This is a genomic window from Streptomyces sp. NPDC002994 (assembly GCF_040611155.1).
GTDB lineage: Bacteria > Actinomycetota > Actinomycetes > Streptomycetales > Streptomycetaceae > Streptomyces.
The window spans coordinates 30,150-56,052 of the sequence record NZ_JBEXNQ010000001.1; the positions used below are offsets into that span (position 1 = coordinate 30,150).

Here is a 25,903-nt window from a genome sequence, read left to right on the forward strand (position 1 = left end):
AGGACGCCTACGGTTCCCGGCCCATACGCATGTGCACGTATCCGCCGAGCCACCCCTCGCCGGCCCCCACTGGAGTCGCCCGTATGCGTCGCACCGCTTCCCCCCTGTCGCTGGCCCTGCTGGGCGCCGGCGTCTTCCTGCTCGTACTCGCCCCGCTGCTGGCCTGGTACGTCGAGCCACGCGCGAAACGCACACCGGTCGACGTGGACGTCACCACGGTCTTCACCGGCACCGGCAGCTACTTCGACACCTCCCGGATCAAGACCGTCGGCAACACGAAACTCACCATCACCCGGCAGGTACGGGGCGATGTGGCCGACAGCGAGAAGAGCGGCCGGGCCGTCTGGGACGTCTCGACCTCCGTCGACACCGACGCCACCCTCCCCGCCGCCGACACCCACGACTCGCTCCAGTGGACGCTGGAGCGCTGGGTCACCGACCGCCGCACCAACGAGCCCGTGCACTGCTGCGGCGAGCAGCCGACCTTCGACGGGGAGGCGTACCTGAAGTTCCCCTTCGGCGTACAGAAGCGCTCGTACCGCTGGTGGGACAACACGCTCGGCTCGACCGTCCGCCTCCGCTTCGCCGGTACGCGCAAGATCCAGGGGTACGAGGGCTACCGCTTCACCGGCGCCGTAGAACCCGCGAAGACCGGCACCAGGCTGGTGCCGGGGCGGCTCGTCGGGCTGCCGAAGCGCAGCCAGGTGCTCGCCGAGGAGTGGTACGCCAACCACGGCATCGAGCTGGTCGTCGACCGCCGCACGGGCCGCATCGTGAACGCGGCGATCGGCCCGCGCAAGACGCTGCGCGCGCCCGGCGGGAAACGGGACAAGGTGGTTCTTCTCGACAGCCGCCGGCTGGAGTTCACGCCCGCCACGCAGCGCGCTCAGGTGGAGCTGGCCTCGTCCGACAGCGATCGGCTGAAGCTGGTGGGCGAGACGCTGCCGATGGGCGGCGGCGGGGCTGGAGGACTGCTGGCGGTGGCAGGAGCGGTGCTCGTCGCACGCGGGCGTGAACCACGTACAGCGCCGCCTGTCATCACGATGTGATGACACATCAGCTCACTCCGGTCCCGAAATTGTCATCAAGGTGAGTAGCCGCATCGAACAGCGTGCCGAAAACTGACCTCCCCACCCCCGCACGGCCCCCCACCGGTTCCGCACCCTGAGACGAGTTGGAGCTCGCATGCCCCAGCACGTGCCCCCCACCCTGCACGATGCGAAACCCCAAGAGACTCACAAGCCACTCCCCCACCCGACCTCCCGGCACCCCCGCCGGATCGTCTTTCTCTCCCGCCGCGACCTGGGCAATCCGGCCGCGGGCGGCTCCGAACTCCTCGTCGACCGCCTCGCGGACGGCCTCACCGCCCTCGGCCATCAGGTGACCCTGCTGTGCGGAGGCCCGGCGGCGTACCGCGACTACCGGGTCGTCTCCGCGGGCGGCGACCTCGGCCACTTCATCAAGGCGCGGCACGCCTTCGCCCGGCAGGTCGGCGCCTGCGACCTGCTGGTCGAGGTCTGCAACGGCCTGCCGTACCTCACCCCACTGTGGCACCGCGGCCCCACGCTCTGTCTGGTCAACCACGTCCACACAGAGCTCTGGGGCATGCGCTACCCGGGTCCGGCAGCCGGCCTCGGCCGTCGCCTGGAGCACTGGGCACTGTCGGCCGCGCAGCGCGAAAACCTCCTGGTAGCCGTGTCGCCGTCCACGGCAAGCGCACTGGGCGCACTGGGAGTGCACCCGGGCCGAATCCGGGTCGTACACAACGGAGTCGAACAGCCGCCAGAGCCCACACCTCGCTCCACGGAGCCGCTCTTCCTCGCGATGGGACGGCTGGTCGAGTACAAGCGCATCGATCTCCTCCTCCGCCTCTGGGAACGGGTGAGACCGGTCACCGGCGGCAAGCTGGTGATCATCGGCGACGGTCCCGAGCGCTACCGGCTGGAAGCCCTGGCAGGACCCGACGTGATCTTCAAGGGCCACGTCTCCGAAGCGGAAAAACACCAACTCCTCTGCGCGGCCCACCTCTTACTGCACCCGTCGGCGGTCGAGGGCTGGGGCTTGGTGGTCACCGAGGCCGCGACCCGGGGCACCCCCACGATCGGCTTCGACGTACCCGGCCTGCGGGACTCCGTGGCCGACGGGGTGACGGGCGTACTGGCGCGCGGTGAGAGTTCGTTCGCCGCCGCGTGGTGCGCACTCGCCCTCAGCACCGAGCGCCGCGAGGCGATGGGCCGGGCCGCGGCCGCGCGGGCCACGCGCTACCGGTGGAGCAGCACGGTGCGCCAGTTCCGGGCGGTGGCGGCGGAGGCGGCCCTCTCCCACCGGCGGAGGTGACAGGCGGTGAAGGACCCTTCCCTCCGCAGGTCCGCCACCCTCTTCCGGGCGTTCCTGCACGAGCAGTCCGACCCGGACAGGTGCTACTCACTGCTCGCCCGTGACGCGGCCGACCAACTGGAGCGGTACGAGCCCCTGGCCAACCGGACAGTCGTCGACGTCGGCGGCGGCAGCGGCCACTTCACCGAGGAGTTCCGAAGGCGCGGCGCACACAGCTACCTCTTCGAACCGGACGTACGCGAACTCAGGGGCCGCAAGCCCGCGGGCGCGGTGGTGGCCGACGGATATCTGCTGCCCCTCCCCGACGGCACAGCGGACATCTCCTTCTCCTCCAACGTCCTGGAGCACGTCGAGGACCCGCGAACCTTCCTCAGCGAACTGATCCGCGTCACAGCACCGGGCGGCCTGATCTACGTCTCGTTCACCAACTGGTACTCCCCGTGGGGCGGCCACGAGTGGGCGCCCTGGCACTACCTGGGCGCCGAACGGGCCCGCCGCCGCTACGAACGGCGCACCGGCCGCAGCGCCAAGCACACGCTCGGCGAAAACCTCTTCCCCATCCACATCGGCACCACCCTGCGCCAGGTACGTTCCCGCACCGACGTCGAGCTGGTGACAGCCCGGGCCCGCTACTGGCCGTTCCTGCCCGCCGTCGTACCGAAGATCCCCCTGCTGCGCGAGTTCGCCACCTGGAACCTCCTCCTCATCCTCCGGCGGTGTCCATGACGACCACCCCCCACCAGGAGCCGCGTTCGCGCCGCTGGCTGTTCGCGTTCGGTTCGGCAGCACTGATCGCCTTCATCGCGGCGTCACCGGGCAGGATGACGTTCGAAACGAAACTCGGCGTGGCACTGGACCCGTTCAAATTCCTTTCCGACCTGGGCGAGTTGTGGCACAGCCGCGCGGGCTTCGGCGGAATCTTCGACCAGTACGTCGGCTACGTCTTCCCGATGCTGCCGTTCTACGCGCTGGCCGACCTGGTGAACCTGCCCGTCTGGCTGGCGGAACGCCTGTGGCTGTCGATAGTCGTCACCACAGCCTTCTGGGGCGCGCTGCGCCTGGCCGAGCGTCTGCTCGTCGGCTCGCCCACGACCCGCCTCCTCGGTGCGGCGGCGTACGCCCTGTGGCCGACGTACACGATCGTCATCGGCTCCACATCGGCGGCCGCACTTCCAGGAGCACTCCTGCCCTGGGTCCTGCTGCCGCTCACCAACCCCCGCACAACCCCCCGCACAGCCGCCCTGCGCTCGGCACTCCTGATCCCCTGCATGGGCGGAGTGAACGCGGCGTCGACCCTCGCCGCACTCCTCCCCGTAGCGCTCTACCTGCTCAGCAGGGCGCCCACACCCCGCCGCCGCGCGCTGATCGCATGGTGGGTGCCAGGCGTATTGCTGGCGACAGCCTGGTGGGTGGTCCCCCTCCTCATCCTCGGCATACACGGCGAGAACTTCCTCCCCTACGTGGAACAGTCCGAGACGACCACGGCGACCATGTCCGCCACGGAACTGCTGCGGGGCGCGGGCAACTGGACGGCGTACCTGCACTTCGGCGAGGCGTGGCTGCCGGCGGGCTGGACGGTCGCCACGGCAGCCCTCACCATCCTCGGCTCGGCCTTGGCCGCCGCACTGGGCCTGGCGGGCCTGGCCCGCCGCGACCTACCGGAGCGCCGCTGGCTGCTCCTCATCACACTTTCCGTAGCCACTCTCACCCTCGCCGGATACGCCGGCCCCTTGGGCGGCCCGTTCCACTCCACAGTCCAGGACTGGCTCAACACGTGGCTGGTGCCTTTCCGCAACATCTACAAATTCCAGCCCGGCCTGGCCCTTGCCCTGTCCCTCGGCCTGACGCACATCACTGCCACAGCGGCCGAAAGCGCACGCCCAAGGCAGGTCCGCCGCCTGGCGCCAGTGGTCACAGCGCTCCTCATCCTCCCGGCCCTGGCCCTCCCCTACCTCAACGGCAACATCCTCCAGCCGGGTTCCTTCAGCAAGCTGCCCCATCACTGGGAAGCGACAGCCGCCTGGCTGAAGAAATACTCGCCCGACAGCCGCGCCCTAGTGGTCCCCGCCACCGCGCACGGCCTCTACACCTGGGGCTCACCGATCGACCAGCCACTCGACGTGCTGGCCGACTCGCGCTGGGCGCAGCGCGACTATGTGCCGTTCGGAACCCCGGGCAACCGACGCGCGATGGACGCGGTCGAACAAGCACTCACCACAGGAGCTCAAGTCCCCGGCCTCGCCGACTACTTAAGTCGCGCGGGCCTGCACTACATAGTCGTACGCAACGATCTCGACCCGGACCAGATGGGCTACGTACCGCCGCAAACGGTGAAGCGCACGCTGGAAGAGTCCGGCTACACGCGCCTCACCGGTTTCGGCCCGGTACTGACCGGCGGTCGCATCCCGGACGACACCCCGATCCAGATCGAGGGCCTCTACCCACGCCAGCAAGCGGTAGAGATCTACGAGCCCCCCACCACAACCGAACGGCCCTCCAGATTCGGCCTCAACGCGGCGGCGGACACAGCAGTGGTCAGCGGCGGCCCCGAGACACTGCTGCCGCTCTCCTCCGACCCCACCATGCGCAGGCGACCGTCCGTACTCACCGGTGACAGCCACCCCGGCCTCGGCGACCCTGCCATTCAGGCGACGGGCGACGGCCTGCGACGCGCCGACACCCGCTTCGGACTGGTCAACTCCAACACGTCCTACACCTACACCGCCACAGAGAAGAATCACCCCAACAGCCTCCAGGACCCGGGCCGTTCCCCCCGCCAGATCCTCCCCACCAACGGCATCGAGCACCAGACAACAGCCGTCCTGCGCGGCGCGAAATCGGTGACGGCGTCGAGCAGCGGCAACTGGCTGTTCCACCTGCCGCAGTACGACCCGGTGAACGCCTTCGACGGGAATGCGGACACGGCGTGGGCGGAGGGCAGCGCGGCGAATCCCACAGGCGAATGGCTGCGCGCGGACTTCACCCAGAAAACAAACATCCCCACCCGAATCCAGGTGACGCCCCTGCCGTCGGACGGCGTAAGAGCCGCACCCACGGCCGTACGAGTAGAAACGGACACCGGCAGCAGGACAAGCCCCCTGCACCCCAATGGCGCACCCCAGCAGATAGACGCACCCCCCGGCAGGACGACGTACTTCAAGCTGACCATCGTCAGCTCCCAGCAGGGCCGACCGGGCCTGATGGGCGCGGGTTTCACGACCGTCGACATCCCCGGCGTCCAGGTGACCCGCCTGCTCTCCCTCCCCCCGGACTCGAACCCGGACCTGATCTCGCTCCACCGGGGCAGCGACCCGGGCGGCCTCTCGCCGGCGTCGGCGGAGGTGGGCCTGCACCGCCAGTTCTCGACGGCCACAACAGGCGCTTACGCACTACGGGCGACCGCCCTGCCCGTACCGGGCGACGAACTGGACGAACTCCTCTTCAGCCTCGCCCCCGACCAGCGCCGCCGCCTCACAGCCACGGCCGACTCGACCGCCCGCCTGGGCGCGTCGCTCACCCCGCGCAACCTGGTCGACGGCGATCTGACCACGGCATGGATAGCCGGAAGCAACCCCACCCTGCACCTGCGCTGGCCGGGAAAGCGCCCCATAGGCGAGATCGTGTTCGCCCCGGCAGGCGGCCTGTCCACCCGCCCGGAACAAGTGGAGATCAGCTCTCCGAACGGTGCGGCAACGGTCTCCGTCGACGAAAACGGCCTGGCCCGCTTCGAACCGATCAACACCGACCGCCTGGACATCACCATCACCCGCTCAGCACCGCTGACGGTCCACAACCCGGTGGCGAACAACAAGATGCAGCTCCCCGTAGGCCTGAGCGAGATATACATCCCAGCACTGGCCGAATTCCAAGTCCCGCAGCCCAGCCCCTCTCAAACCTTCCAACTCCCCTGTGGCAAGGGCCCGATCCTCTCCATCGACGGCACGTTCCACGCCACAAGCGCCAAGGGAAAGCTCAGCGACCTCACAGAACGCCGCCCCGTCGAGGTCTCGCTCTGCGCGGGCACCCAGCGCAACGGCAAAGCAAGCCTGTCCGCCGGCACCCACCGCATAGAAGCAGGCGACGCGGGCCCGCTGGCCCTCACCGACATCACCCTGACCAGAAACAAGGCAGCACCCCCTGCCGAGCGATCCCGCGAAGTCACGATCCAGGACGCCGCAGGCGACCGCCGCTCCCTGACAGTGGGCCCGGGCGAAGCGTCGTACCTCCAAACCTACGAGAACGCGAACCCGGGCTGGCAGGCCACGCTCAACGGCCGGCAGTTGCCTTCAGTGCGACTGGACGGCTGGCAGCAGGGCTGGCTGATCCCAGAAGGAGCGGGCGGCCAGGTTCGCCTGGAGTACAAACCGGCGCGACTGTACGAAGCAGGCCTGATAGGCGGCGCACTGGCGGTAACGGCCCTGGCAGCGCTCACCCTGTACCGCCGCACAACCCCAATGCCAACACCCCCACCGCCACCCCCCACCCCAGGCCCGATCCTGGGCCTGGCCGCACTGACCCTCGCACTAGCCATAACCTCAGGCCCCTTGGCCCTACTGGTCCCAGCCCTGGCCCTGGTGGCCCACTTCCGCCACACCCTGCTCCCCCCCATAGCCCTGCTGGCGATGACGGCGGCGGGCACGACAGCCGCCCTGCAAGCGGGCGCCCCGGCCTCGGCATCGGAGGGCGCGTTCGGCCCCGCAGCACAACTCCTGGCCCTGACCGCCCTGACGGCGGCCCTGGTGACGACAGGCCGAAACGCCCACAGCACCGCCCCGAACATCCCGGTGCCAGGAGGGGACGTGCCGGGGCGCTCCCCGCAGGGCGCCGAACGCAACGAGCCCGAAGAAACAACGCGCTACCCGAACGTTCGGCGCCCGAGGAGACGCCCCGGCGCGGCACCGACCCCGGAGCCGGGGGCCCCCGGAACCCCGGACACCGGCGTCCCGCCCCAGGGAGCCGCCCCCGGCGAGGAGAGGACAACGTGACCGCGCTCCAGCATGAACACCCCCGCCGCGTGCCCTTCACCGTCGTCGACGAAGTCACCCGGCACTGCCTGCACCCCCGAGTGCCCGAGACGGTACACATCGAGGTGCACCTGCCCGGCCGCCCCGACCCCGCCCGCCTGCGCGCCGCCTTCAACGAGGCCCTGCGACGCCACCCCCGCATCCTGATGCGCGAGGCCCCCGGCCCCTGGTACCGCCGCCGGTACGAATGGGAACTGACCCACCACCCCGACACCGAAGTCGTCACGTTCCCGCCCCCCACCCCCCACGCCCTCACAGAGGCCCGAACCCGCGCCCTCTCCCACGCACCCCCACTCACCCTTTCCCCACCCGTACGCCTGGAAGTCATAGACCACGTACTCCTCCTCACCATCAACCACACCGCCCTGGACGGCCCCGCCTGCCTCCGCGTCCTGGCCACCGCCGCCGAGATCTACGGCGGTCAGGACAACTCCCCCACCACCGCCCCCACCCGAGCCCCCGCCCCCACCACCCCCCAGGGCCGCCCCGACCCCACCCCCCGCCCCGGCTTCGCCCCGGTGGCGCGCGTAGCCCAGGGCAGGCCAACCTCCACCACAGCCAATGGCATGCTGACAGCCGACCTCCCCCTCCCGACCCGCCCACGGGACGCCCCGTACACGGTCAACGACCAACTCATGGTCGCCACCGCCCGCATGATCGCCACCTGGAACCGCGAGCACGGCACCCCGCCCCGCCCCATGCGGATCACGATGCCGGTGGACGACCGCTCCCGTGGCCTGGACATGCCCATAGGCAACGGCACCCGCCTGGTAGAGGTCCCTTACGCCCCCGAAGAGCTGACCCACCCCGACATCCCGGCCCTCCTACGCCGCACAGCCCTCCGCACCCGCACGCTGAAGGCTCTCCCCCGCCCCCAACTGGGCCACGGCGCGGCCCTGCTCACAGCGCCCGTGCTACCCGTGTCACTCCGAGCAGCGTTCACCCGCGCCCTGCGCCGAACAGCGGCGCCATGGACATCGACCACCCTTCTCAGCAACATCGGCCGGGTGCCGTACCCCCTGGACTTCGGCGAAGGCGCGGGCCGCGCGACGGCCGTGTGGTTCTCGGCCCCCGCCCGCATGCCGCGCGGCCTCACCGTCACCACGGCCAGCACGGCGGGCCGCCTGCACCTGGCGCTGCGCTGGTCGGGCGTACTGCTGGGAGCCGCCGACGGCGAACGACTGCGGGACCTCTTCGCGGAGTACCTGGACGCGACGTCCGGAGAGAACACATGACGACAACACCCCTCCAGGACTTCTACGAGAACCCGGCAGTCCCCGTGGCCTCCGGCGCCCCCCGCACTCTCCGCCAGGCCCGCATCCTGGCCACCGCCCTGGACCGGAACCGGCACCAGCACCCGCACCGCCACCGCCACTCCCCGGCCACCGTCCTGGACATCGGCTGCGGCGACGGCACCGCGGCCGCCACCGCCGCTCCACTCCTGCGCGACCACCGCGTCATCGGCGTCGACTGGTCGCAGGACGCGCTGCGCCGCGCCTCCGCGCACCTCACGCACGTAGTGAGGGGAGAACTCACCAACAACGGCCTGCCCTTCGCCACCGGCGCAGCCGACGCGATCCTCTTCAGCGAAGTAATAGAACACCTGGTGGATCCCGACAGCGCGCTGGACGAGTTACGCCGCGTCCTGACCCCCGGCGGCCACCTCATGCTCTCCACGCCCAACCTCGCCGCCTGGTACAACCGCGCCCTCCTTCTCACCGGCACCCAGCCCGTGTTCTCGGAGGTGAGCCTGCGCGCGGTGCACGGCCGCCCGGGCCGCGAGGTGGTGGGCCACCTCCGCCTCTACACGGCCCGCGCACTGCGTGAGTTCCTCACCGCCTCGGGTTTCGACGTCATCCGCATCACCGGCGCGCCCTTCCACGGCGTCCCCCGCCCCCTGCGCCCCCTGGACCGGCTGATCTGCTCCGCCGCACCCACAGCGGCGTCGATCCTGCTGGCGCACGCCCGCCGCCGCGACGGGGACTGAGCGTGATGTGGTGGGGCGTGGCGGCCGCGCTGCTGGCGAACGTCCTGTACAGCACGGGCTTCGTACTGGAGAAGCGCGCGCTGACCAAGCTCCCGGCACTGAACGTACGCCGCCCCGCCCACCTGCTCCGCCACCTCCTCGCCAGCCCCCTGTGGATCGGCGGCTCACTCGCCCTGGCCGGCGGCTTCGCCGCGCAGCTCATCGTGTACAGAACCCTCCCGATGGCCGCGGCCCAAGCGCTGTTCGTCTCAGGCTTGGTCCTGCTCCTCATCCTCTCGAATCTCTTCCTGGGCGAACGCACATCCACCCGCGAGCGCTACGCGCTGGCCACCGTCCTTCTGGCCCTGCTCATGGTGGTCAGCTCCCTGAGCGGTCGACCACACAGCGTCGGCCAAGAAGCCCCCTACCCACTGGTCCTGCTTCTCAGCGCCCTCTCCCTGGCCACAGGCCTGGCCCTGTACGTCGCCACAGAGCACCGCACGGCGCACCGCCACCGCCGGCCCACCGCAGGCGTCGAGTACGGAGTGGCGGTCGGCTTCGTCTACGGCGTGAGCTCCCTGGCGATCAAGGGTGTCTCCGCGCACCTCACCACGGCCACCGTGGACGACCCGGCGGGCGCCGCACTCACCCTCCTGACGAGCCCGTACCCGTACCTCCTCCTGATCACGGGAGCAACCGGCCTGCTCCTCTCCCAAACGGCACTCCAGCGCTGCAGGGCATCGCTGATCGTCCCCGTCTGCACCACAACGTCCTGCCTCTACACGTCAGTCGCGGGAACGTTCGCCTTCGGCGAGTCACTCCCCGACGACCCGCTACTCCTGACCTTGCACCTGACGGGAGCCGCACTCGCGGTAACGGTCCTCCTGACCCTCACCACCCACCAAAAGCCCCCCACCCCCCAACCCACTCCCACCCCGACCCCCTCCCCCTCCCCGTCCCCCTCCCCGGAGTTGAGCCATGACCCCCGATGACCCCCTGCTGAAGATCCTGGCCTGCCCCCTGGACAAGGGCCCGCTCACCCTCCTCGCACCGGAGGACGCCCTCTACAACCCGCGCCTGCGCCGCCGCTACCCGATCGTCGACGGCATCCCCCAGCTGCTCCCCTCCTCAGGCGAACAGGTCCCGGAGGCAGAGCACAACCGCCTGATGACGCTCAGCCACGCGGCGGAAGCGGAATCCCGGCAAGCACAGGAATGAGCGACTCCTCCTCATAATCGAGGTGGGCGTTGAGTTCCTCCGTCATCCGGGCCAACTCACTCCGGAACCGTTCCGGCTCAGCGCGCCCGATGCCGGCCAGCAGAGCCAGCAACTCCTCCTGGAGCCGCGCGACCGTCACATGTTCGTCCCGAAGCCGGTCGAGCGCCGCACTCAAGTGGGGGTACTCGCGGGCGAGTCCGGGGAACACGTGCGCGTCTTCGCTGCGGTGATGGAACTCCAGCGACTGACAGAACGCCAGACAGTGCTGCCGTATCTGAAGCCCCAGTCCCGTCTCCAAGGGCGGCGCGCCCGGCCCTTGGTGAGCCGCCCGCTCGGCGAAATGGGCGTCGGTTTCGGCGCTCACGTGCTTCAACTGCGCGCGCAGCCAGGCGTGAACCTCCATGAGCTTGTCGGCGAGGCTGGAGACTTCGCGAGGGCGGCCCGCCGCGGTCTCGTGCTCGGCGCGCTCCAGCACCACGACCGGCAGAATCCGGCTGGTCCCGGCCTGGTAGTCGCCGTATCCGGGCTCCTCGCCCACCACGTACGCGAAGAGCTCGTCGCGCCGGGCACCCTCCGCCGGAACGGCGACGGCTTCGTACTCCTCGGTGCCGATTTCCACCTGGACCAGGGGGTGGGCCAGCAGGTTGTGGTACCAGGCGGGATGGCGGGGCGCGCCGGCGGCGGACCCGACGACGAGCAGCAGGTCTCGGTGGCGGACATAGCCGAGAGGGGTGGTGTGCCGCTTTCCGGACTTGGCACCGGTGGTGGTGAGCAGGAGGAGGTCGCCACCCTCGAAGGGGCCGCCGACCTTTCCGCCATTGGCTCGGAACTCCTCGACGACGGACTGATTGAACGATGTGGGCATGCGGAGTGTGTCTCCAAAGCAGGATCGGGTTCCGCGGCAGCGCGGCGCGCAGTGCGCGGAGGCGTACGGAAAGACAAGAAGACGTACTGATACGTCAGCTACGTCGGCTACGTCAGACGCAGGGAGCGGAGTAAGAACTCATGACACGTCCCTTGATGAATGGTGTTCGCCCAACCACCGGCCTGCCCACTTCTCTTTGGCCGGCGTCACGCGACACGCGCACCATTACAAACGAGCGCCCAGCGCCTTGTCAACGCGTCACCACGGTCCGCTGCGCCGAGAAGTCGCCCCACTTCCCGTCCGGCAGCTTCGCGCGGAGCTTGATGCTGTAGCGGGTGCCGGGCGGCTCGCTGACCGTGAAGTGGTACGTCGCCGGCCCCGTCGGCGGGGTCGCGCCCCACACGATCGTCGTGGCCAACTTCCCGTTGAGAAACAGCTGATGCTCCAGCACGACACCCCCCTTCGCACCCCCACCCGCGACACGCGGAGGCGTCCACCGGAGCTCGATCCCGCGTACGCCCGCCTTCGTACGAGCCGTCGCCGTCAATCCCCGCGGCGCGGTGGACGGACCATCGCCACGCCCCGAAACAGTGGTCAGGTCAAGGGCGTTGCTGTCCCCCGACGAGTTCTCCGCGGCGTCCCGCGCCCGGACGGTGAAGGTGTAGAGGGTCCCGGGCCGCAACCCCGTGATCCGGGCCGAAGTGCCGGCGCCGCGCACGCTGTGGATGCGGGAGTCCTCCTGGTAGATGTCGTACGACGTGACGCCGGTGTCGTCGGCGGACCGCCCCCAGGACAGACTCACCGCACCGGTCCCCTCGACACGCCCCCGCAACTTCACCGGCGCGGACGGCGCCTTCCGGTCATCCGGCGCGAGGGCGGGGGTCCTGACGGGGACGGCCCCGCTGGGGGCGGACAGATTGCCCGCGGCGTCGCGGGCGCGGACGGTGAAGGTGTAGGCGGTGGAGGGAGAGAGCCGGTCGACGTCGATCATGTGCCGCGCCCCCGTCACGGTTTTGACCTTGGCGCCCTTCTCGTACACCTCGTAACCGGTGACCGCCTTGTTGTCCGTCGACCGGTCCCACATCACGTGGACCGAGGTGGCGCTGCCCGCCTGGGCCGTCACCCCGCCCGGCCTGGACGGCTTCTCGGTGTCCCGTTCCGGTTCGGTCGCGGAACAGGCGGTCGCGGCCACAACAAACAACACAGAGCAGGCCAACACAGCGCGAACGGTGGGGCGTTGCACGGTCAGACCCTTCATTCGAGGGCAATGGTCCAGACCTGTATGCCATGCGCGGCGATGCCCGGCAAGAGTGCGCGCGCGACCCACTACTAGGCTGACGCCCCAGAACGGAACGGATCAGGAAATAGGGGGCCGCCTGAATGGCGATCACGTACAGAATGCTCGACCCCCGCAGCCACACTGCGCGCGGCCGCGACAAATCCATCGGTCTCAAGCCGGGCACACCGGTCATGGTCACGGCCGACGACGGCAGGTCGAAGGACGGCCCGCGCCCCGTGGCGTACCTGCTGCGCAATACCGCTGCCGGCGGCCCCCACACGTACCTCCCCGGCGCCCGGGAAATCCTCCTGTACGGCGACGAGCGGTGCCGCGAGGTCCTCGCCACCGTGACGACCGAGCACGGCACCGGCTTCGGATTCGGCGGCCCGCGCTTCGTCTACCGGGTACTGGACCCGGACGGCACACTGATCGGCCGCATCTCACTGCGGCGCGGGCGGATCTTCCGCATCGGCCGTTCCCACTGGACCATGGACCAGGAGGGCACCCCTCCGGTGCGCGGCTCGGCCGGCCGGCTGATGTGGTGGGCGCTGTGGTGGACGGTGCTCCTGCCCCTCAACATCGCGCTGGTCGTCGCCGCCTTCTCCGGCCTCGCGCAGGACCCGGTCACGACCCCGCGCCGCATCGTCTGGCGCGACGGCGCCGGCCGGGCCGTGATGTCCTACCGGGGCCTGGCGGGGGACTACCGCGTCATGCGGGACGACTGGGACCCCAGGATGGTGGCGTCGCTGGTGGCGATCCATCAGACGTACGTCTCGATCGCCATCAGCGACAGCACGGACTGGTACCACCGCTAGGCGTCAGGGGCTGCGGTACACCAGCAGATACCGCCAGAACAGCAGCCTGCGCACCCCGCACCCCGGCAGCAGTTCCGCCGCCGCCCGCTTGACCTCGGCCAGCGGCATGACGGGCTGCCGCACCGGCGCCACCACCCGTTCCCCGCTCCTTCCGACCACCCGTTCCCGTGCGCCCACCGCGAGCCGGGCGGCCGCGTTCACCGGCACTGCGGCGAGACTCCAGGCCCAGTCGGTCCTGGACGTCTCGGGGGCGCAGCCGAGCACGACGAGCACCCCGCCCGGGGCAAGGGCGTCGCGCAGCGCGGCGAGCGTGGTGAACGGCATGTGGTGGAGGCTCGCCAGGCAGGAGATGTAGTCATAGTGCTGCCGGGGCAGGGCCAGTTCGGTGATGTCGGCCTGCCGGTAGCGCACCGGACCGCCCGCCGCGCGGGCGGCGTCGATGGCCTCGGCTGCCGGGTCGACGGCGTCGACCTCGAGACCGAGAGCCGCGAGCCTGCGCGCGAACCGGCCGGTTCCGCAGCCCACATCGAGGGCGGTGAGCGCGGAGCGCGGCACGTACCGGAGCAGCAGCCGGTGGTAGTGGTCGTTGTGATCGAACGGCATGTAACCGACCCGCGTCCTGAAGATCAGCCGGATCAGCTGGTCATGAACTCCGTGACCTCGTGCGCGAACGGGCGCGGACGCTCCTCATGTACGTAATGACCGGCCGGGATGGTGATCAGCCGGCAGTCCGGGATGAGCGCGGCCATGTCCGGCATCCGGTCCTGCGGCATGGAGCTGTCCGGACCGCCAGTGATGATCATGGTCGGCGCGACGATCTCACTGAGGCTCTCGGCCCAGTCCGGGTCGGGGTCGGCGATCTGGCTCGTAATGGCCGGTACGACGGGCCAGTCGTAGTCCAGCGGCGCGTCGGGGCGTACCGCCGGAGCTTCGATGGCGCCGGGGAACGGCGGCGGGGTCTCCTCCAGGACGAGCCGCTCCACGCGGTCCGAGTTGTCCTGCGCCAGCAGCCGGGCGACGATCCCGCCCATGCCGTGGCCGACGACGCCGACCCGGTCGATCTCCAGCTCGTCGAGGAAGCCCAGGACGTCGTCCCGCATGAGCTCGACGGAGTACTCGTCGGGCCAGTCGCTCTCGCCGTGCCCGCGCAGGTCGATCGCGTAGACCCGCCATTCCTCGCCGAGTGCCTCCCCGGCCTCTTCCCAGCTCGCCGACGACGAGCCGAGCCCGTGCAGGAGCACGACCGGCGCCCCGTACGAATCGCCCCAGGTCCGATAGGCCAGTCGTACGTCGCCGACATCTACTACAGAGTGCTCACCCATGCCCCCGACGCTACAGGCCGGGGCGGGACACTCCGACCGCGACCAACCGCCGACCGCACCGCACGGCATACCGCACCGCCTACACACGCGCCCGGCGACCGCACAAGAGCGTGAGCAGCGCACTTCGCGCCGGAGCCCGGGCTTCCGCACGCCTGGTGACGGTAAGTACAGGTGACGATACTTTTAGTGACCAGCCGACATCGTGCGCGGACCCCGCCGCGCACGAAGAAAGGGGACAACGTGACCACCACGTCACTTGCCGCACGCCTCGCCAGCGACGGCCTGCAGCAGTACATGTTCGCCGCGCCCGCCACGGTGGCCGAGCGGTGCAAGGGGGTCGGCGGCGGCTGCATCAGTTCGTACGAGTGCGGAGTCTCGTGCCTCAGCTCGTCGGAATGCTGCAGCGGCTGGTGCAGCTGGAAGTTCATCTGCGAGTACTAGGACCCCGGGCGCCCGCCGGAGCCACCGCGTCCGCGGCGCACCGGCTCCGGCGGGCTACTTTCCACCATTTCCATGCCCCATTGCTTGTCCCACCGCTTGTCCCACTGCTTGTCCCACTGCTCGTCACTGTGCTCGGGGAGGGCCTTTCTTGTTGCTGGTGAAAGCGGCGCGCGGCGCGCGCCGGTTCGTGGAATCCGTCAAGGGCGAGGACGGTTCGTACCGCCTCGACAACTGGCCGCGCGTGCACGCGCCCAGGATCCGCCGTCCGGGACGTGTTCCCGGGAGCCGCGACACCGGAGTCGCCGTGATGCGGCTGCGGTTCGCGCAGCGTCTGACGATGGGGTTCCTGGACCCGGTGGACGACGCTCTCTTCCTCGTCGCGGGTTTGCGGCGCATGGGCTTTCCCGCCTCCTTCCACCTGGGGCGCGAGATGGTGCCGGTCACGCCGCCCTCGGGTTTCTACGCGTGGGTGCAGTGCGGGGAAGCGGTGGTGAGCACGTCGCTGCCGGTACGGGAGACCTATGTAGAGGTGCATCGATCGGGGCGGGACTGATGACGGAGACGAAGACGGAAACAATGGCACGACCGGTCGGCGTGCCGGGATTCGCGGAGGCGACCCGGGACGGGATCCGCTGCACCGATCCGAGTCCGTGGGCGGACCCCGGCGGCGTACGGATCGAGCGGTCGTCACCGCACGTCTTCCGGCTGAGCCGGGAGAGTCCGGGGAGCCGGCCGGTGTACTACAGAGTCGGTTACGGCCGGATCGAGTGGGGCGACGACCTGGGGGCGTTCCTGACCCGCGGACGCCAACAGGCGCCGGACCCGGGGCAGTTGCTGGCCCTGATCCACGGCACGATGCCCTCGCCCGACGCGACTCTGCTGCCGGGCGTCCAGCGGCTGGCCGTGGGGACCGTCGTACGGGTCGACTCCGCCGGGGTCACCGTCACGCGGCAGCGGCCGGAGCCCGCCGAGCCGCGGAGGGGGCCGGCCGAAGCGGTGGGGCGCGCCCTGGACGCCCTGAAGGAGCTGAAGGGCGACTACGCCATCGCCTACAGCGGCGGGCTCGCCTCGGCGTTCCTCGCCGTCAGCGCTCTGGCGGCGGGGCACCGGCCCGTATTGCTGCACGCGGACTTCGGGGGTGCCTGGGGTGAGAGGTCTCCCGCCGTGCCGGCGCCGATTCCGGGCCTGGAGATCAGGCATGTCCGGGTCGACCCCGCCGAGTTGTTCGCTCACGAGCCGGTCGGCGGACACGAACCCGTTCCGCCGCTCCCCGACACACACGTACCGCAGCGGCTGATGGCCCGGCTGAGCGAGAGCTGCGGACTGCCGGTGGTGAGCGGAGGGCTGCTGAAGGACCTGGCGTCGGCCAGGCTGCCCGAGGCCGATCCGGGGTACCGGGGCTGGCGGTTGCTGGGCTGCGAACCCTTCCACATCACCGACACCTTGCGCGGCCTTGCCGAGGCCCGCGAACTGCTCAGCCGCAATGTGGTGTTCTCGCCCGGACTGGGCGGCCGGGAGGTCCTGGACCAGCAGCCGGTGGGGAAACCGGCGCCACCCAGGCCGGCCGGCGCGGCGCCACTGCCCGGCCTCACCCAGGCGGGAGAGGAGGCCCTTTCCTCCTCCCGGCACGGGATGCTGGCCCTGTGGAAGGACCATCTCGACTTCCTCGACCCGGTGCGGGGCCGGGTGGTCGCCGGCCTGGAGGAGCGCGGCGCGGCCGGGTCCCTGGTGCCCGCTCTCGACCCGCGGGTGATCGCGGCGGTGGCCGGGCTGCCCCCGGAGAAGCTGGGACGTATCCACCGCGGGGCCTTCCGCAACCACCTGCCCCTGGAACGCGCTGTCAACAAGCGACGGGTGTACGACATCTGCCGCGCGCCGTCCGGCCACTGGCTGCGCCTGGGCGCCGCCGCCCACCTGCACCGTGAGCGCGGACGCATCCACGGCTGGCTGGAGCAGGAGAACGCGCTCGCCGACCTAGGTGTGCTGGACGTGGGCCGGGTCCTGGCCGTCCTGCGCGACGGGCGCGAGCTCGCGGAACACGCCCTTCCGATGCTGCGCCTGGTGTGGGTGTGCCAGTGGCTGCGAGGGCACCGATGAGCGCTCCCCACACTGCTCCCGGCGCCGCGTCCGCACCGGGCCCCGCACCTGCGCCCGTACCCACTCCCGTGCCCGTGCCCGCGCTGCTTCGGCTGGCGCCGGACGTGACGCTCACCCGGCTGCCGTACGGCGGATCCGTGCTGCTCAACGCGGTGACGCTGGCGCTGGCCGAGTGCGGTGAGCCGCAAGCCTTCGTCATCGACCGGCTGCTGGCCACCGGCCTGTCCATCGCGGACCGGGGCTCGCCGCCCGCGTACCTGGCCGCCGAACTGGTCGCCCACGGATGGCTGACGGTGTGCCCGTCACCCCTGTGCACCTCGACCGTGTCCCCCACCGCAGAGCAAGAAGGGTGAACCATGTTCAGTGCATGGCCTGATGCCGTCGTGGCCGCTGCGGCCGGCCCGCTGTTCGTGGCGGGAGCGGCCAAAGTGCTCACCCCGGAGGACAGTACGAACTGGCCGGCCGGACGGTGGTGGCCCCCCGCCCCGTTCGGGCCGAGGCTGGCCGGCGGAGCCGAACTCGGCGCGGCCACCGCCGTCGTGGCTCTTCCCGGGCGCCGGGCGGCCCTGGTCGCCCTGGTCGTCTACGCCTGCCTGACCCTGGTGGCGCACACGCTGCGCGGGCGGACCTGCGCCTGTTTCGGTGGGGCCGCGCGGTCCACGGTGGGGCCACTGCATGTGGCCTGCACGGCGGCCGGGGCAGCCGCCTCCCTGGCGGCGCTCGCCGGCGGTCCCGGCACGGCGCAGGGCGGACTGCGGGCGGTTGTCTGCCTGGCCGCCGCAGCTGTCACGCTCGCGGTTCTGCTGGTCGCCGACCGGCAGGGGCTGGTGCTGGGCGGCCCGCCCGGGCGGCCGGACGGCCCGCTTCTGACGGGGCGGAGCGACGACGCGGCCGCCGATCCCACGGAACGGGTGCACGAGGTGCTGCTCTACACCTCCGTCGCCTGTCCGTCCTGCAAGTCGCTGCATCAGATCCTGGACGCCATGGAGCCGGCGCGCCGGCAGGCGGTCACCACGACCGTCCTGGACGAGGGCGAACAACTCCCGGACTTCCTGGCCGGGTTGGGGGTGCCCGCCGCTTTCGGTCTGAACGCGACGGGAGAGGCGGTGTACGCCCCTGTCTCCGGCATCGGCGCGGTGAAGGCACTCATCGAGTCGGTCACCATCGGGGCACCGGTGAGCATTACCGAGACAGCCGTGGGTGATGCCGTCCGTGAAGGGTGAGCAGCAGTGGCGGGACCACGCGCCCCAGGACGGGGTGTGGGCGGACGTCCGCGCACCGGCAGGTCCCTCTCTGGCCGAACGTCATCCCGCGACCGTCGCATGGCGGGACCTGATGGTGGACCCGGGGCTGAGCGGGCTGGTGCCGGGCCGCGCGGGCCCCACGCACATCGTCCTCACCGCCCCCACGCCCAAAGCCCCTCCGGCCCCCACCGGCACCGCCCCCAACAACGCCGGTGGCGCCTCCGGCGGCCGTGCGGGACGGTGGCTCCTTCCGCTGCGCGGGGTGCTGGCGACGCCCCTGGCCTGGCACCCGGACCGGCCGCTGGTCGCCGGGCTGGCCGTACGCGAACACCGGGCCCACCCCTGGGTCGCCGACTACCGCGCCCGTACGGTCAGGTTGTACGGGCATGTCCTTGCCGCCACCGCCCTGACCGGCCTGGGACAGGCGCCTCCGGTGGCCTGGTGCGGGAGCACCCGGCTGGCGCTGCTCGTGCCCCGGGACGGTACGGACGCGGGCCGGAACTCGGGCGCCGCGCCGGCGCGCGGGGCGGTGCCGCGGCCGGTGGTGTTCGAGGCGACCGGCCCCGGTCACATCAGCTTCGCGCCGGGAGTCGAGGCGCTGAAGGCCACGGCCGCCGCGCGGGTCGCCGTACTGGACGTGGACGAGGGGGAAGATCCCGTACCGCTGCCGCTCAGCGACCCGATGCTGGTCCGCAGCCTACGTGCCACGCCCACCGGAGAGTTCCTGGACGTCGAGTACGCCGAAGAAGCCGAGGACGCGTACGCTCTGGCCGGGCGGACGACCCGCCTGGGCCTCGGTGTTCTCGGGCCACCTCAGCCGCTCTCGGTCGCTGAACGCCCGGTACGCGGGCCCCGGGACACGGTATGCACCGCCGGATCGCCCGGCCGGTCGGTCCCGGCGCCTCGTTCCGGCCACTCCGTGCTGCGGCTGATCCCGACCTGCTGCGCCGATGCCCCGCTGGCCATGTTCGAGGGCACCGCCGGCGGACCGCCCGGTCCGGCGGTGCTGTGGATCCAGGCGCACGAGTCCGGCCGGCCGCCGGCCACTCCTCCGCCGTCCACCCTGACCCGCACCGGCTGCCCGGTCGCCGTACTCGACCTGCCGGTCCACTGGCCGTCCGACGCGGGCCTCGACATGCTGCACGCGCGGATCACCGGTCCCATCGGCGTCGCCATGGAGACGATGGCCCGGCACTACGGGGAGCGGTACAGCGGCGATGTCGTCGTCGCCGGGCACAGTTTCGGCGCCACTCTCGCCCTCTACACCCTGGCTCATGTGCCGGGACCGGTCGCCGCGGTGGTCCACAGTGGCTGTTACAACCGCACCCTCACGCCCACCGGATTCCAGCAGGAACGACGGTCGTACTGGCAAGTCCCGGAGATCTACCAGGCCTTCAGCGCCCTGCACTTCGCCGACCTCCTCGGCGGACCGGTCCTGATCGTCCACGGCGCCGCCGACACCAACCCCGCCACCACTCCCGACCAGGCCGTCGAGCTCTACCGCGCCGTCGTCGCCACCGGAGGCCATGCCCGCCTGGTGCTGCTTCCCGGCGAAGGGCACAACCCGTGCCACCGCGAGACCCAGTCCGTACTCGTCGAGGAGCACCGCGAGTGGCTGGCGCGGTGGAGCCGCGTTCCGGAAGGACGGGAACCGTGCCCGCAGCAACCACGCGACGGCGGCGCGAGCGTGCTTCCTCGCCCGCCGGCGCACGGGAGATGACGGCCTCCGCGGGATGCTGTCGCGCTGGGTACGGACGCGTCCGCGGCGGGCGGCGGGAGCGCCGGGCAGCTCGTCCCGGTACTGGCGGCTGTGGTTCTGGCCGGGACGGCGGGCGGGGTCCTCCAGACCGTAGGTCCCGCACGGCTGAGGCTGCTCACCACCAAGGTCGACCGGCACGTCATCGCGATGGTGGTCACCCTCATGATCGCGATGCTGCAGACGGCACTGACCCTGCTGGCCGACGGCGGCGCTGGACCCGCAGGCGGAAGCGGCCCTCTTCGAGCGCGTCCGGGAGCTCTTCGCCGGGCGTACGGTCCTCCTCACCTCCCACCGGTTCTGCAGCGTGCGCCACGCCGACCGGATCTATGTGCTGGACGGGGGCCGGGTGGCCGAGGTGGGCCCGCACGACTCGCTGATCAGGAAACGCAACGGCGACGACGTGTGGCGCGTACGGCACCGGTAAGTGCCGTACGCGCCACACGTGTTCGTCTCAGTGATCAGTGGGCGGTCGCCGGGATCTGGTCCGGGATCTCCGGCTGGGTGGCGTTCTCGTCCTTGCTGTCCTTCTTGCCCAGGTGGTTGAAGGCCAGGTTGAGGACGATGGCCACCACACACCCGGTGCTGATGCCCGAGTCGAGCACCACCAGCAGGTCCTCCGGGAAGGCGTGGTAGAAGGTCGGCGCCGCGATCGGGATCAGGCCGATGCCGACGGCGGCGGCAACGATGAGGGCGTTCTCGCCCTTCTCCAGCGCGGCCGTGGCGAGGGTCTGGATGCCGCTGGCCGCGACCGTACCGAAGAGGACGATGCCCGCGCCGCCGAGTACCGGCAGCGGTACGAGGGCGATCACGGAGGCCAGGACCGGGCACAGGCCGAGCAGGATCAGGATGCCGCCGCCTGCGGCGACGACGAACCGGCTGCGGACCTTCGTCATGGCGACCAGGCCGATGTTCTGCGCGAAGGCGCTGCACATGAAGCCGTTGAACAGCGGGCTGATCGCGCTGCCCAGGGTGTCGGCGCGCAGGCCGCCCTCGATGGTCTTCTCGTCGGCCGGGCGGCCGACGATCTTGCCGAGGGCGAGCATGTCGGCGGTCGACTCGGTCATGCACACCAGCATCACGATGCACATGGAGATGATCGCGGCGATCTCGAACTGCGGGGCGCCGAAGTGGAACGGGGTCGGGAAGCCCACCAGGTCGGCGTTCTTGATGGCCTCGAAGTTGGTGATGCCCACCGGGATGGCGATGAGTGTGCCCGCCACCAGGCCGAGGAGGATCGCGATCTGCTGGAGGAAGCCGCGCAGGAGTTTGCGCAGGGCGAGGACGATCACGAAGGTCACGGCGGCCATGCCGATGTTGGTCATCGAGCCGTAGTCACCGGCGTGCGGATTGCCGCCCTGTGACCAGTTGAAGGCCACCGGCAGGAGGGAGATGCCGATGAGGGTGATCACGGTGCCGGTGACGACCGGCGGGAAGAAGCGGACCAGTTTGCAGAAGTACGGGGCTGCGAAGAAGCCCAGCACACCGGCGACGATGATCGCTCCGAAGATGATCGGTATCGCGTTGTCGCCCTCGCCCTTGCCGATGGCGATCATCGGGGTCACGCCGGCGAACGAGACGCCGTTGACGAAGGGCAGCTTCGCGCCGATCTTCCAGAACCCGAGGGTCTGGAGGAGGGTGGCGATACCCGCGGTGAAGAGGCTGGCCCCCATGAGGAAGGCCGTTTCCTTGGCGTCGAGACCCACCGCGGGACCGACGATCATGGGCGGGGCCACCACACCCGCGTACATCGCGGCCACGTGCTGGAGGCCGCTGGTGAACATCTTGCCGGGCGGCAGCTTTTCGTCGACCGGGTGCTTCAGGTCGGGACCGGACGTGGATCCGGGCTCGGCGGGGTCGGATTCGGATTCGGCGGATGCATCTTTGCGAAACCTGGGCTTGGCGGCCACGGCGGTTCCTCCGGTCGGTTACACGCAGCAGGGACGTGGATGTCAGGGAGGTGGTGCGAAGTGGAGCGTTGAAGCAGGTGGTGCAGACGTGCATGACGCATGGGGGGTGTGCCGGGGAGTGGCGGTGGAGCTGTGGGGTCTGTGGGGCCGTCGGTAGCGGGCGGCGGGTACCGGGGGGCGTTGTCACCGTCCCCAGGGGCGCGGGCACTTGGGCCCGCACCCCCGGGCACAGCTGCCGTGGACCCCGCTCGGGTCCGCGGCCGCCGGCTGAGGGCCGTCCCCCTCAGCCGGACTTCCTTGGGGGACGATCAGCCCTGCGCGACGATCCGCGCGAGCCGCTGCGCCTCGGCCCGCGCCTCGCGGGCGATGACGTCCTCGTCCACCGTGATCAGGTGGTTGTCCTCGACGACGGGCTTGCCGTTGACGAGCGACAGGGTGACCGGGGCCGCGGCGCCGAAGACGATCGCGGTGACCGGGTCGGCGATGGTGGAGTGGCCGAGACCGTCGATCTTCCACATCACCAGGTCGGCGAGCTTGCCGGCCTCCAGCGAACCGATCTGGTCGGCGCGGCCGAGCACCTGGGCTCCGCCGTACGTGCCGAGGCGCAGTGCCTGGCGGGCGTTGAGCGCCGCCTCACGGTGAGCGCCGAGGCGGTTGATGAGCAGGGCGTTGCGGAGCTCGGTGTGCAGCTCGCCCGACTCGTTGGACGCCGTACCGTCGACGCCGAGACCGACCGGGACGCCGGCCTTCAGCATGTCGGGAACGCGGGCGATGCCGGCCGCGAGGCGGGCGTTGGAGGACGGGCAGTGGGCGACGCCCGTGCCCGTACGGGCGAAGGCGGCGATGTCGGAGTCGTTCATGTGGACGCAGTGCGCCATCCACACGTCGCTGCCGAGCCAGCCGGTCGACTCGAAGTAGTCGGTCGGGCCCATGCCGAACAGTTCCTTGCAGTACTGCTCCTCCTCGACCGTCTCGCTGCCGTGGGTGTGCAGGCGCACGCCCAGGCGGCGGGCCAGTTCGGCGCCCTGCTTCATCAGCGCGGTGGAGACCGAGAACGGCGAGCAGGGGGCGACGGCGACCTGGGTCATCGCGTCGAAGGAGGCGTCGTGGTGCTTCTTGACGGTCTCCTCGGTCGCGGCGAGCGCGCCTTCGAGCGTCTCGACGGCGAAGTCCGGCGGGAGTGCGCCGTCCTTCTCGCTGGCGTCCATGGAGCCACGGGCGAGGGTGAAGCGTACGCCCATGTCGGAAGCGGCACCGATGATGGCGCCGGACAGGTCGCCCGAGCCCTTCGGGTAGACGTAGTGGTGGTCCATCGCGGTGGTGACGCCGCCGCGGGCCATCATGGCCAGCGAGCCCTGCGCCGCCGCCTTCACCATGGGCTCGTCGATGCGCGCCCAGGTCGGGTAGAGGGCGACCAGCCAGTTGAAGAGGTTGTGGTCGGTGGCCAGGCCACGGGTGATCCACTGGTAGAAGTGGTGGTGCGTGTTGACCAGGCCGGGGGTGACCAGGTGGCCGGTGCCGTCGATGCGGCGTACGACGTTCTCCAGGCCCTCGGGGGCCTTGCCCGCGCCGATCGACTCGATGCGGTTGCCGGCGACCACGACGTACCCCGAGGCGTACTCGGTGTCGTTGGCGTCGACCGTTGCGATGGCACAGTTCTCGATGATGGTGCGCGCGGCTGCCTGTGCTGCCATGGTGCGTCCTTCTCTCAGTGATGTGGGCACGGCAGGACCCTAAGAGGATTTGAGTGCCGCAGCCGCGTGGCTCCGGGTGCCGAGATGGTGAAAGAACAGGTGAGCAGAACCGCTGCCAGTGCTCCGGCACTGATTCCGGAGCCGAGCACGGTCTGTGCCCGGGCGGGGAAATCCGTGTGGAAGGTGGGCGCGGCGAGCAGGATGACTCCTGCGAAGGCGCTGGTGGGGAAGGAGCACAGGGCCGTTCCGGGCACGAGCTCACAGAACGAGGTCACGCCATCGCCCACCCGGTTCCGGCCGACGTTGTTGCCGGGGATGCTCACGGAACGGCGGCGCAGGCGACTGTGCGAACCAGCGAGGTGCAGGGCACTTGCCGCTGCCGGGGTGCGGGGATGACGACGCCCGCGTATTTCAGCGCGGAAAGTCGTTGAGCGGCGTAGGCCGGCCGCGCGACCGGGCCCTGTGCTCATAGCGTGGACACAGGGGCCGCTGTCGGCCCGACATGCAGGCGTTGCCATGGAGCTTCCCTCCGGTCCGGTACGCCCCCGCCCTACGGGTGCTGCTTCGGGCGGGCGGGGGCGTACCGGCCCCGCGTCAGAGGTTGGTCATGTCGACCGGGATGTGCGGCTCGACGCCGTCCCGCAGGATGGTGGCCTCGATCAGGCCGTACGGGCGGTCGGCGGCGAAGTAGACCTCGTTGTCGTTCTTCAGCCCGAAGGGCTCGAGGTCGACCAGGAAGTGGTGGTTGTTCGGCAGCGAGAAGCGGATCTCGTCGATCTCGCTCCGGCTGTTGATGACGCGCGAACCCATCTGGTACAGGGTCTGCTGGAGCGAGAGGGAATACGTCTCGGCGAAGGCCTGGAGGATGTGCTTCTTGGCCTGGGCGTACGACTTCTCCCAGTTCGGCATCCGGTCTTCGTCGCTGGTCCAGTTGTAGCGCCAGGCGGCGGAGACATCGGTGCACAGGATGCGGTCGTACGCCTCCTTGAGCGTCGTGTACCGGTCCTTGACGTAGCCCCAGAACTCCGAGTTGGTGGAGTTCATGACCGTGAGGTCCTTGAGGCCGGAGATGATCTCCCACTTCTCACCGTCGTAGGTGATCTGCGTGGTGCGCAGCTCCTGGCCCTGGCGGACGAAGGAGTGGTTGACCTCGTCCGAGCCGATGAACTTGGAGTTGTTGTCCGAGGTCGCTATGCGATCCCAGGCGTACTCCTCGATCCGGATCCGGGCGCGCTGGATCGGCTCCTGCGACGTCACGAAGTGGCGGGCGAGGTGGATGCCGAACTGCTCGGCGGACTCGATGCCGTACTCCTTGGCGAACGCGTACACCGTGTTCTTGGTGGTGTCCGTCGGCAGGACGTTCGCGTTCGAGCCGGAGTAGTGCACGTCGTCCATGTCGCCGGAGAGGGCGACCGAGACGTTCAGGTCCTTGATGTGGTGGGTGTCGCCGTCCCGCGTGATCTTGACGACGCGGTTCTCTGCTTTGCCGTACTGGTTCTGGCCGAGAATCGTGGGCATGTCGGTGCTAGCTCCCTCGGTATACGGAGTAGCCGAACGGGTTGAGCAGCAGCGGTACGTGGAAGTGTTCGCCCGGCACGACGGCGAACGTGATCGCCACCTCCGGGAAGAACGCGCCGCTGTCCCTTACGCGGGGGGCGTCCTGCTGTGCCTCGGCTTGCTTCTTGGATGCGCGGTCTTTATTCAAGAAGTACGCCTCGGTCTGGAAGTCGAGACGTACGTGGGTCGTGCCTTCCGGCAGGGCCGGCAGGTCCTTGCAGCGCCCGTCCGCGTCGGTCGCGGACCCGCCGAGTGCCACCCACTCGGCGTCACTGCCGCTGCGGGCGGTGAGCGAGATGGCCACGCCCTCGGCGGGGCGTCCGATGCTGGTGTCCAGGATGTGCGTGGACACCGAAGCGGTGGTCGCGGTACTCATGA

23 protein-coding genes and 1 pseudogene are annotated in these 25,903 nt (G+C 70.4%); 15 read left to right on the forward strand and 9 right to left on the reverse strand.

Annotated elements, in window-relative coordinates; genetic code table 11:
- The first annotated feature begins 83 nt into the window (after positions 1 to 83).
- The 8 genes from ABZX79_RS00170 to ABZX79_RS00205 all read left to right on the forward strand — a co-directional run bounded on the left by ABZX79_RS00170 (position 84) and on the right by ABZX79_RS00205 (position 10,545).
- The gene (locus ABZX79_RS00170; RefSeq protein WP_355249569.1) at positions 84 to 1,049 is read left to right on the forward strand and encodes a DUF3068 domain-containing protein; all 966 of its coding nucleotides are present in this window, start codon (positions 84 to 86) and stop codon (positions 1,047 to 1,049) included.
- Between the two features lie 136 nt (positions 1,050 to 1,185).
- Positions 1,186 to 2,337 carry a glycosyltransferase family 4 protein gene (locus tag ABZX79_RS00175; RefSeq protein ID WP_355249570.1) on the forward strand — a complete coding sequence of 384 codons (1,152 nt, stop codon included), beginning with the start codon at positions 1,186 to 1,188 and terminating at the stop codon, positions 2,335 to 2,337.
- A 6-nt stretch (positions 2,338 to 2,343) separates the two neighbouring features.
- Entirely contained in the window at positions 2,344 to 3,063 is a 720-nt protein-coding gene (locus ABZX79_RS00180; protein ID WP_355249571.1) for a class I SAM-dependent methyltransferase, read from the forward strand.
- Positions 3,060 to 7,322, forward strand: coding sequence for an alpha-(1->3)-arabinofuranosyltransferase family protein (locus tag ABZX79_RS00185; RefSeq protein WP_355249572.1), 4,263 nt, complete (start codon positions 3,060 to 3,062; stop codon positions 7,320 to 7,322). Before ABZX79_RS00180 ends, ABZX79_RS00185 begins: the two co-directional genes overlap by 4 nt.
- On the forward strand, positions 7,319 to 8,596 hold the full coding sequence (locus tag ABZX79_RS00190; protein WP_355249573.1) for a condensation protein: 1,278 nt from the start codon (positions 7,319 to 7,321) through the stop codon (positions 8,594 to 8,596). Before ABZX79_RS00185 ends, ABZX79_RS00190 begins: the two co-directional genes overlap by 4 nt.
- Positions 8,593 to 9,348 (forward strand): class I SAM-dependent methyltransferase, encoded by a 756-nt coding sequence (locus tag ABZX79_RS00195; protein ID WP_355249574.1) that lies wholly within the window; start codon positions 8,593 to 8,595, stop codon positions 9,346 to 9,348. The genes ABZX79_RS00190 and ABZX79_RS00195 overlap by 4 nt, the downstream gene beginning before the upstream one ends.
- 5 nt (positions 9,349 to 9,353) lie before the next feature.
- Positions 9,354 to 10,319, forward strand: a complete 966-nt coding sequence (locus ABZX79_RS00200) for a DMT family transporter (protein ID WP_355250016.1) — start codon at positions 9,354 to 9,356, stop codon at positions 10,317 to 10,319.
- Complete coding sequence (locus ABZX79_RS00205; protein WP_355249575.1) at positions 10,306 to 10,545, forward strand: Trm112 family protein; 240 nt, start codon at positions 10,306 to 10,308, stop codon at positions 10,543 to 10,545. The genes ABZX79_RS00200 and ABZX79_RS00205 overlap by 14 nt, the downstream gene beginning before the upstream one ends.
- Here the strand turns inward: ABZX79_RS00205 and ABZX79_RS00210 are convergent.
- Together ABZX79_RS00210 and ABZX79_RS00215 are read right to left on the reverse strand one after the other, a co-directional pair.
- Complete coding sequence (locus ABZX79_RS00210) at positions 10,502 to 11,410, reverse strand: nitroreductase/quinone reductase family protein (protein WP_355249576.1); 909 nt, start codon at positions 11,408 to 11,410, stop codon at positions 10,502 to 10,504. The two genes, ABZX79_RS00205 and ABZX79_RS00210, sit on opposite strands and share 44 nt — an antisense overlap.
- Positions 11,411 to 11,660: 250 nt before the next feature.
- Complete coding sequence (locus tag ABZX79_RS00215) at positions 11,661 to 12,668, reverse strand: fibronectin type III domain-containing protein (protein ID WP_355249577.1); 1,008 nt, start codon at positions 12,666 to 12,668, stop codon at positions 11,661 to 11,663.
- Between the two features lie 122 nt (positions 12,669 to 12,790).
- On the opposite strand from ABZX79_RS00215, the gene ABZX79_RS00220 reads away from it, so the two are divergent.
- Positions 12,791 to 13,504 carry a hypothetical protein gene (locus ABZX79_RS00220; RefSeq protein WP_355249578.1) on the forward strand — a complete coding sequence of 238 codons (714 nt, stop codon included), beginning with the start codon at positions 12,791 to 12,793 and terminating at the stop codon, positions 13,502 to 13,504.
- A 3-nt stretch (positions 13,505 to 13,507) separates the two neighbouring features.
- Here the strand turns inward: ABZX79_RS00220 and ABZX79_RS00225 are convergent, their stop codons facing one another.
- Complete coding sequence (locus tag ABZX79_RS00225; RefSeq protein WP_355249579.1) at positions 13,508 to 14,107, reverse strand: class I SAM-dependent methyltransferase; 600 nt, start codon at positions 14,105 to 14,107, stop codon at positions 13,508 to 13,510.
- A gap of 32 nt (positions 14,108 to 14,139) precedes the next feature.
- Positions 14,140 to 14,826, reverse strand: a complete 687-nt coding sequence (locus tag ABZX79_RS00230; protein ID WP_355249580.1) for an alpha/beta hydrolase — start codon at positions 14,824 to 14,826, stop codon at positions 14,140 to 14,142.
- Between the two features lie 240 nt (positions 14,827 to 15,066).
- Between ABZX79_RS00230 and ABZX79_RS00235 the strand changes: the two genes are divergently transcribed.
- The 6 genes from ABZX79_RS00235 to ABZX79_RS00260 all read left to right on the forward strand — a co-directional run bounded on the left by ABZX79_RS00235 (position 15,067) and on the right by ABZX79_RS00260 (position 20,328).
- Positions 15,067 to 15,267, forward strand: coding sequence for a hypothetical protein (locus tag ABZX79_RS00235; RefSeq protein ID WP_355249581.1), 201 nt, complete (start codon positions 15,067 to 15,069; stop codon positions 15,265 to 15,267).
- A gap of 148 nt (positions 15,268 to 15,415) precedes the next feature.
- Complete coding sequence (locus tag ABZX79_RS00240) at positions 15,416 to 15,820, forward strand: hypothetical protein (RefSeq protein WP_355249582.1); 405 nt, start codon at positions 15,416 to 15,418, stop codon at positions 15,818 to 15,820.
- On the forward strand, positions 15,820 to 17,364 hold the full coding sequence (locus ABZX79_RS00245; protein WP_355249583.1) for a hypothetical protein: 1,545 nt from the start codon (positions 15,820 to 15,822) through the stop codon (positions 17,362 to 17,364). The genes ABZX79_RS00240 and ABZX79_RS00245 overlap by 1 nt, the downstream gene beginning before the upstream one ends.
- 74 nt (positions 17,365 to 17,438) lie before the next feature.
- Positions 17,439 to 17,717 carry an actinodefensin-associated protein B gene (gene adfB, locus ABZX79_RS00250; protein WP_355249584.1) on the forward strand — a complete coding sequence of 93 codons (279 nt, stop codon included), beginning with the start codon at positions 17,439 to 17,441 and terminating at the stop codon, positions 17,715 to 17,717.
- A gap of 3 nt (positions 17,718 to 17,720) precedes the next feature.
- Complete coding sequence (locus ABZX79_RS00255) at positions 17,721 to 18,587, forward strand: hypothetical protein (RefSeq protein WP_355249585.1); 867 nt, start codon at positions 17,721 to 17,723, stop codon at positions 18,585 to 18,587.
- Positions 18,568 to 20,328 (forward strand): prolyl oligopeptidase family serine peptidase, encoded by a 1,761-nt coding sequence (locus tag ABZX79_RS00260; protein WP_355249586.1) that lies wholly within the window; start codon positions 18,568 to 18,570, stop codon positions 20,326 to 20,328. Before ABZX79_RS00255 ends, ABZX79_RS00260 begins: the two co-directional genes overlap by 20 nt.
- A gap of 497 nt (positions 20,329 to 20,825) precedes the next feature.
- Here ABZX79_RS00260 and ABZX79_RS00265 read toward each other — a convergent pair whose 3' ends face one another.
- The 5 genes and pseudogenes from ABZX79_RS00265 to uraH all read right to left on the reverse strand — a co-directional run bounded on the left by ABZX79_RS00265 (position 20,826) and on the right by uraH (position 25,901).
- Positions 20,826 to 22,274: a nucleobase:cation symporter-2 family protein gene (locus ABZX79_RS00265; RefSeq protein ID WP_355249587.1), complete on the reverse strand. Its 1,449-nt coding sequence runs from the start codon at positions 22,272 to 22,274 to the stop codon at positions 20,826 to 20,828.
- A 308-nt stretch (positions 22,275 to 22,582) separates the two neighbouring features.
- Positions 22,583 to 23,968 (reverse strand): 8-oxoguanine deaminase, encoded by a 1,386-nt coding sequence (locus ABZX79_RS00270; RefSeq protein WP_355249588.1) that lies wholly within the window; start codon positions 23,966 to 23,968, stop codon positions 22,583 to 22,585.
- Positions 23,969 to 24,007: 39 nt separating this feature from the next.
- Positions 24,008 to 24,180: pseudogene (locus ABZX79_RS00275) on the reverse strand (purine permease); the annotation flags it as partial.
- A gap of 382 nt (positions 24,181 to 24,562) precedes the next feature.
- Positions 24,563 to 25,486, reverse strand: a complete 924-nt coding sequence (gene pucL / locus ABZX79_RS00280; protein WP_355249589.1) for a factor-independent urate hydroxylase — start codon at positions 25,484 to 25,486, stop codon at positions 24,563 to 24,565.
- Between the two features lie 7 nt (positions 25,487 to 25,493).
- A complete protein-coding gene (uraH, locus tag ABZX79_RS00285; protein ID WP_355249590.1) occupies positions 25,494 to 25,901 on the reverse strand; it encodes a hydroxyisourate hydrolase in 408 nt (135 codons plus the stop codon).
- Between the last annotated feature and the right edge of the window lie 2 nt (positions 25,902 to 25,903).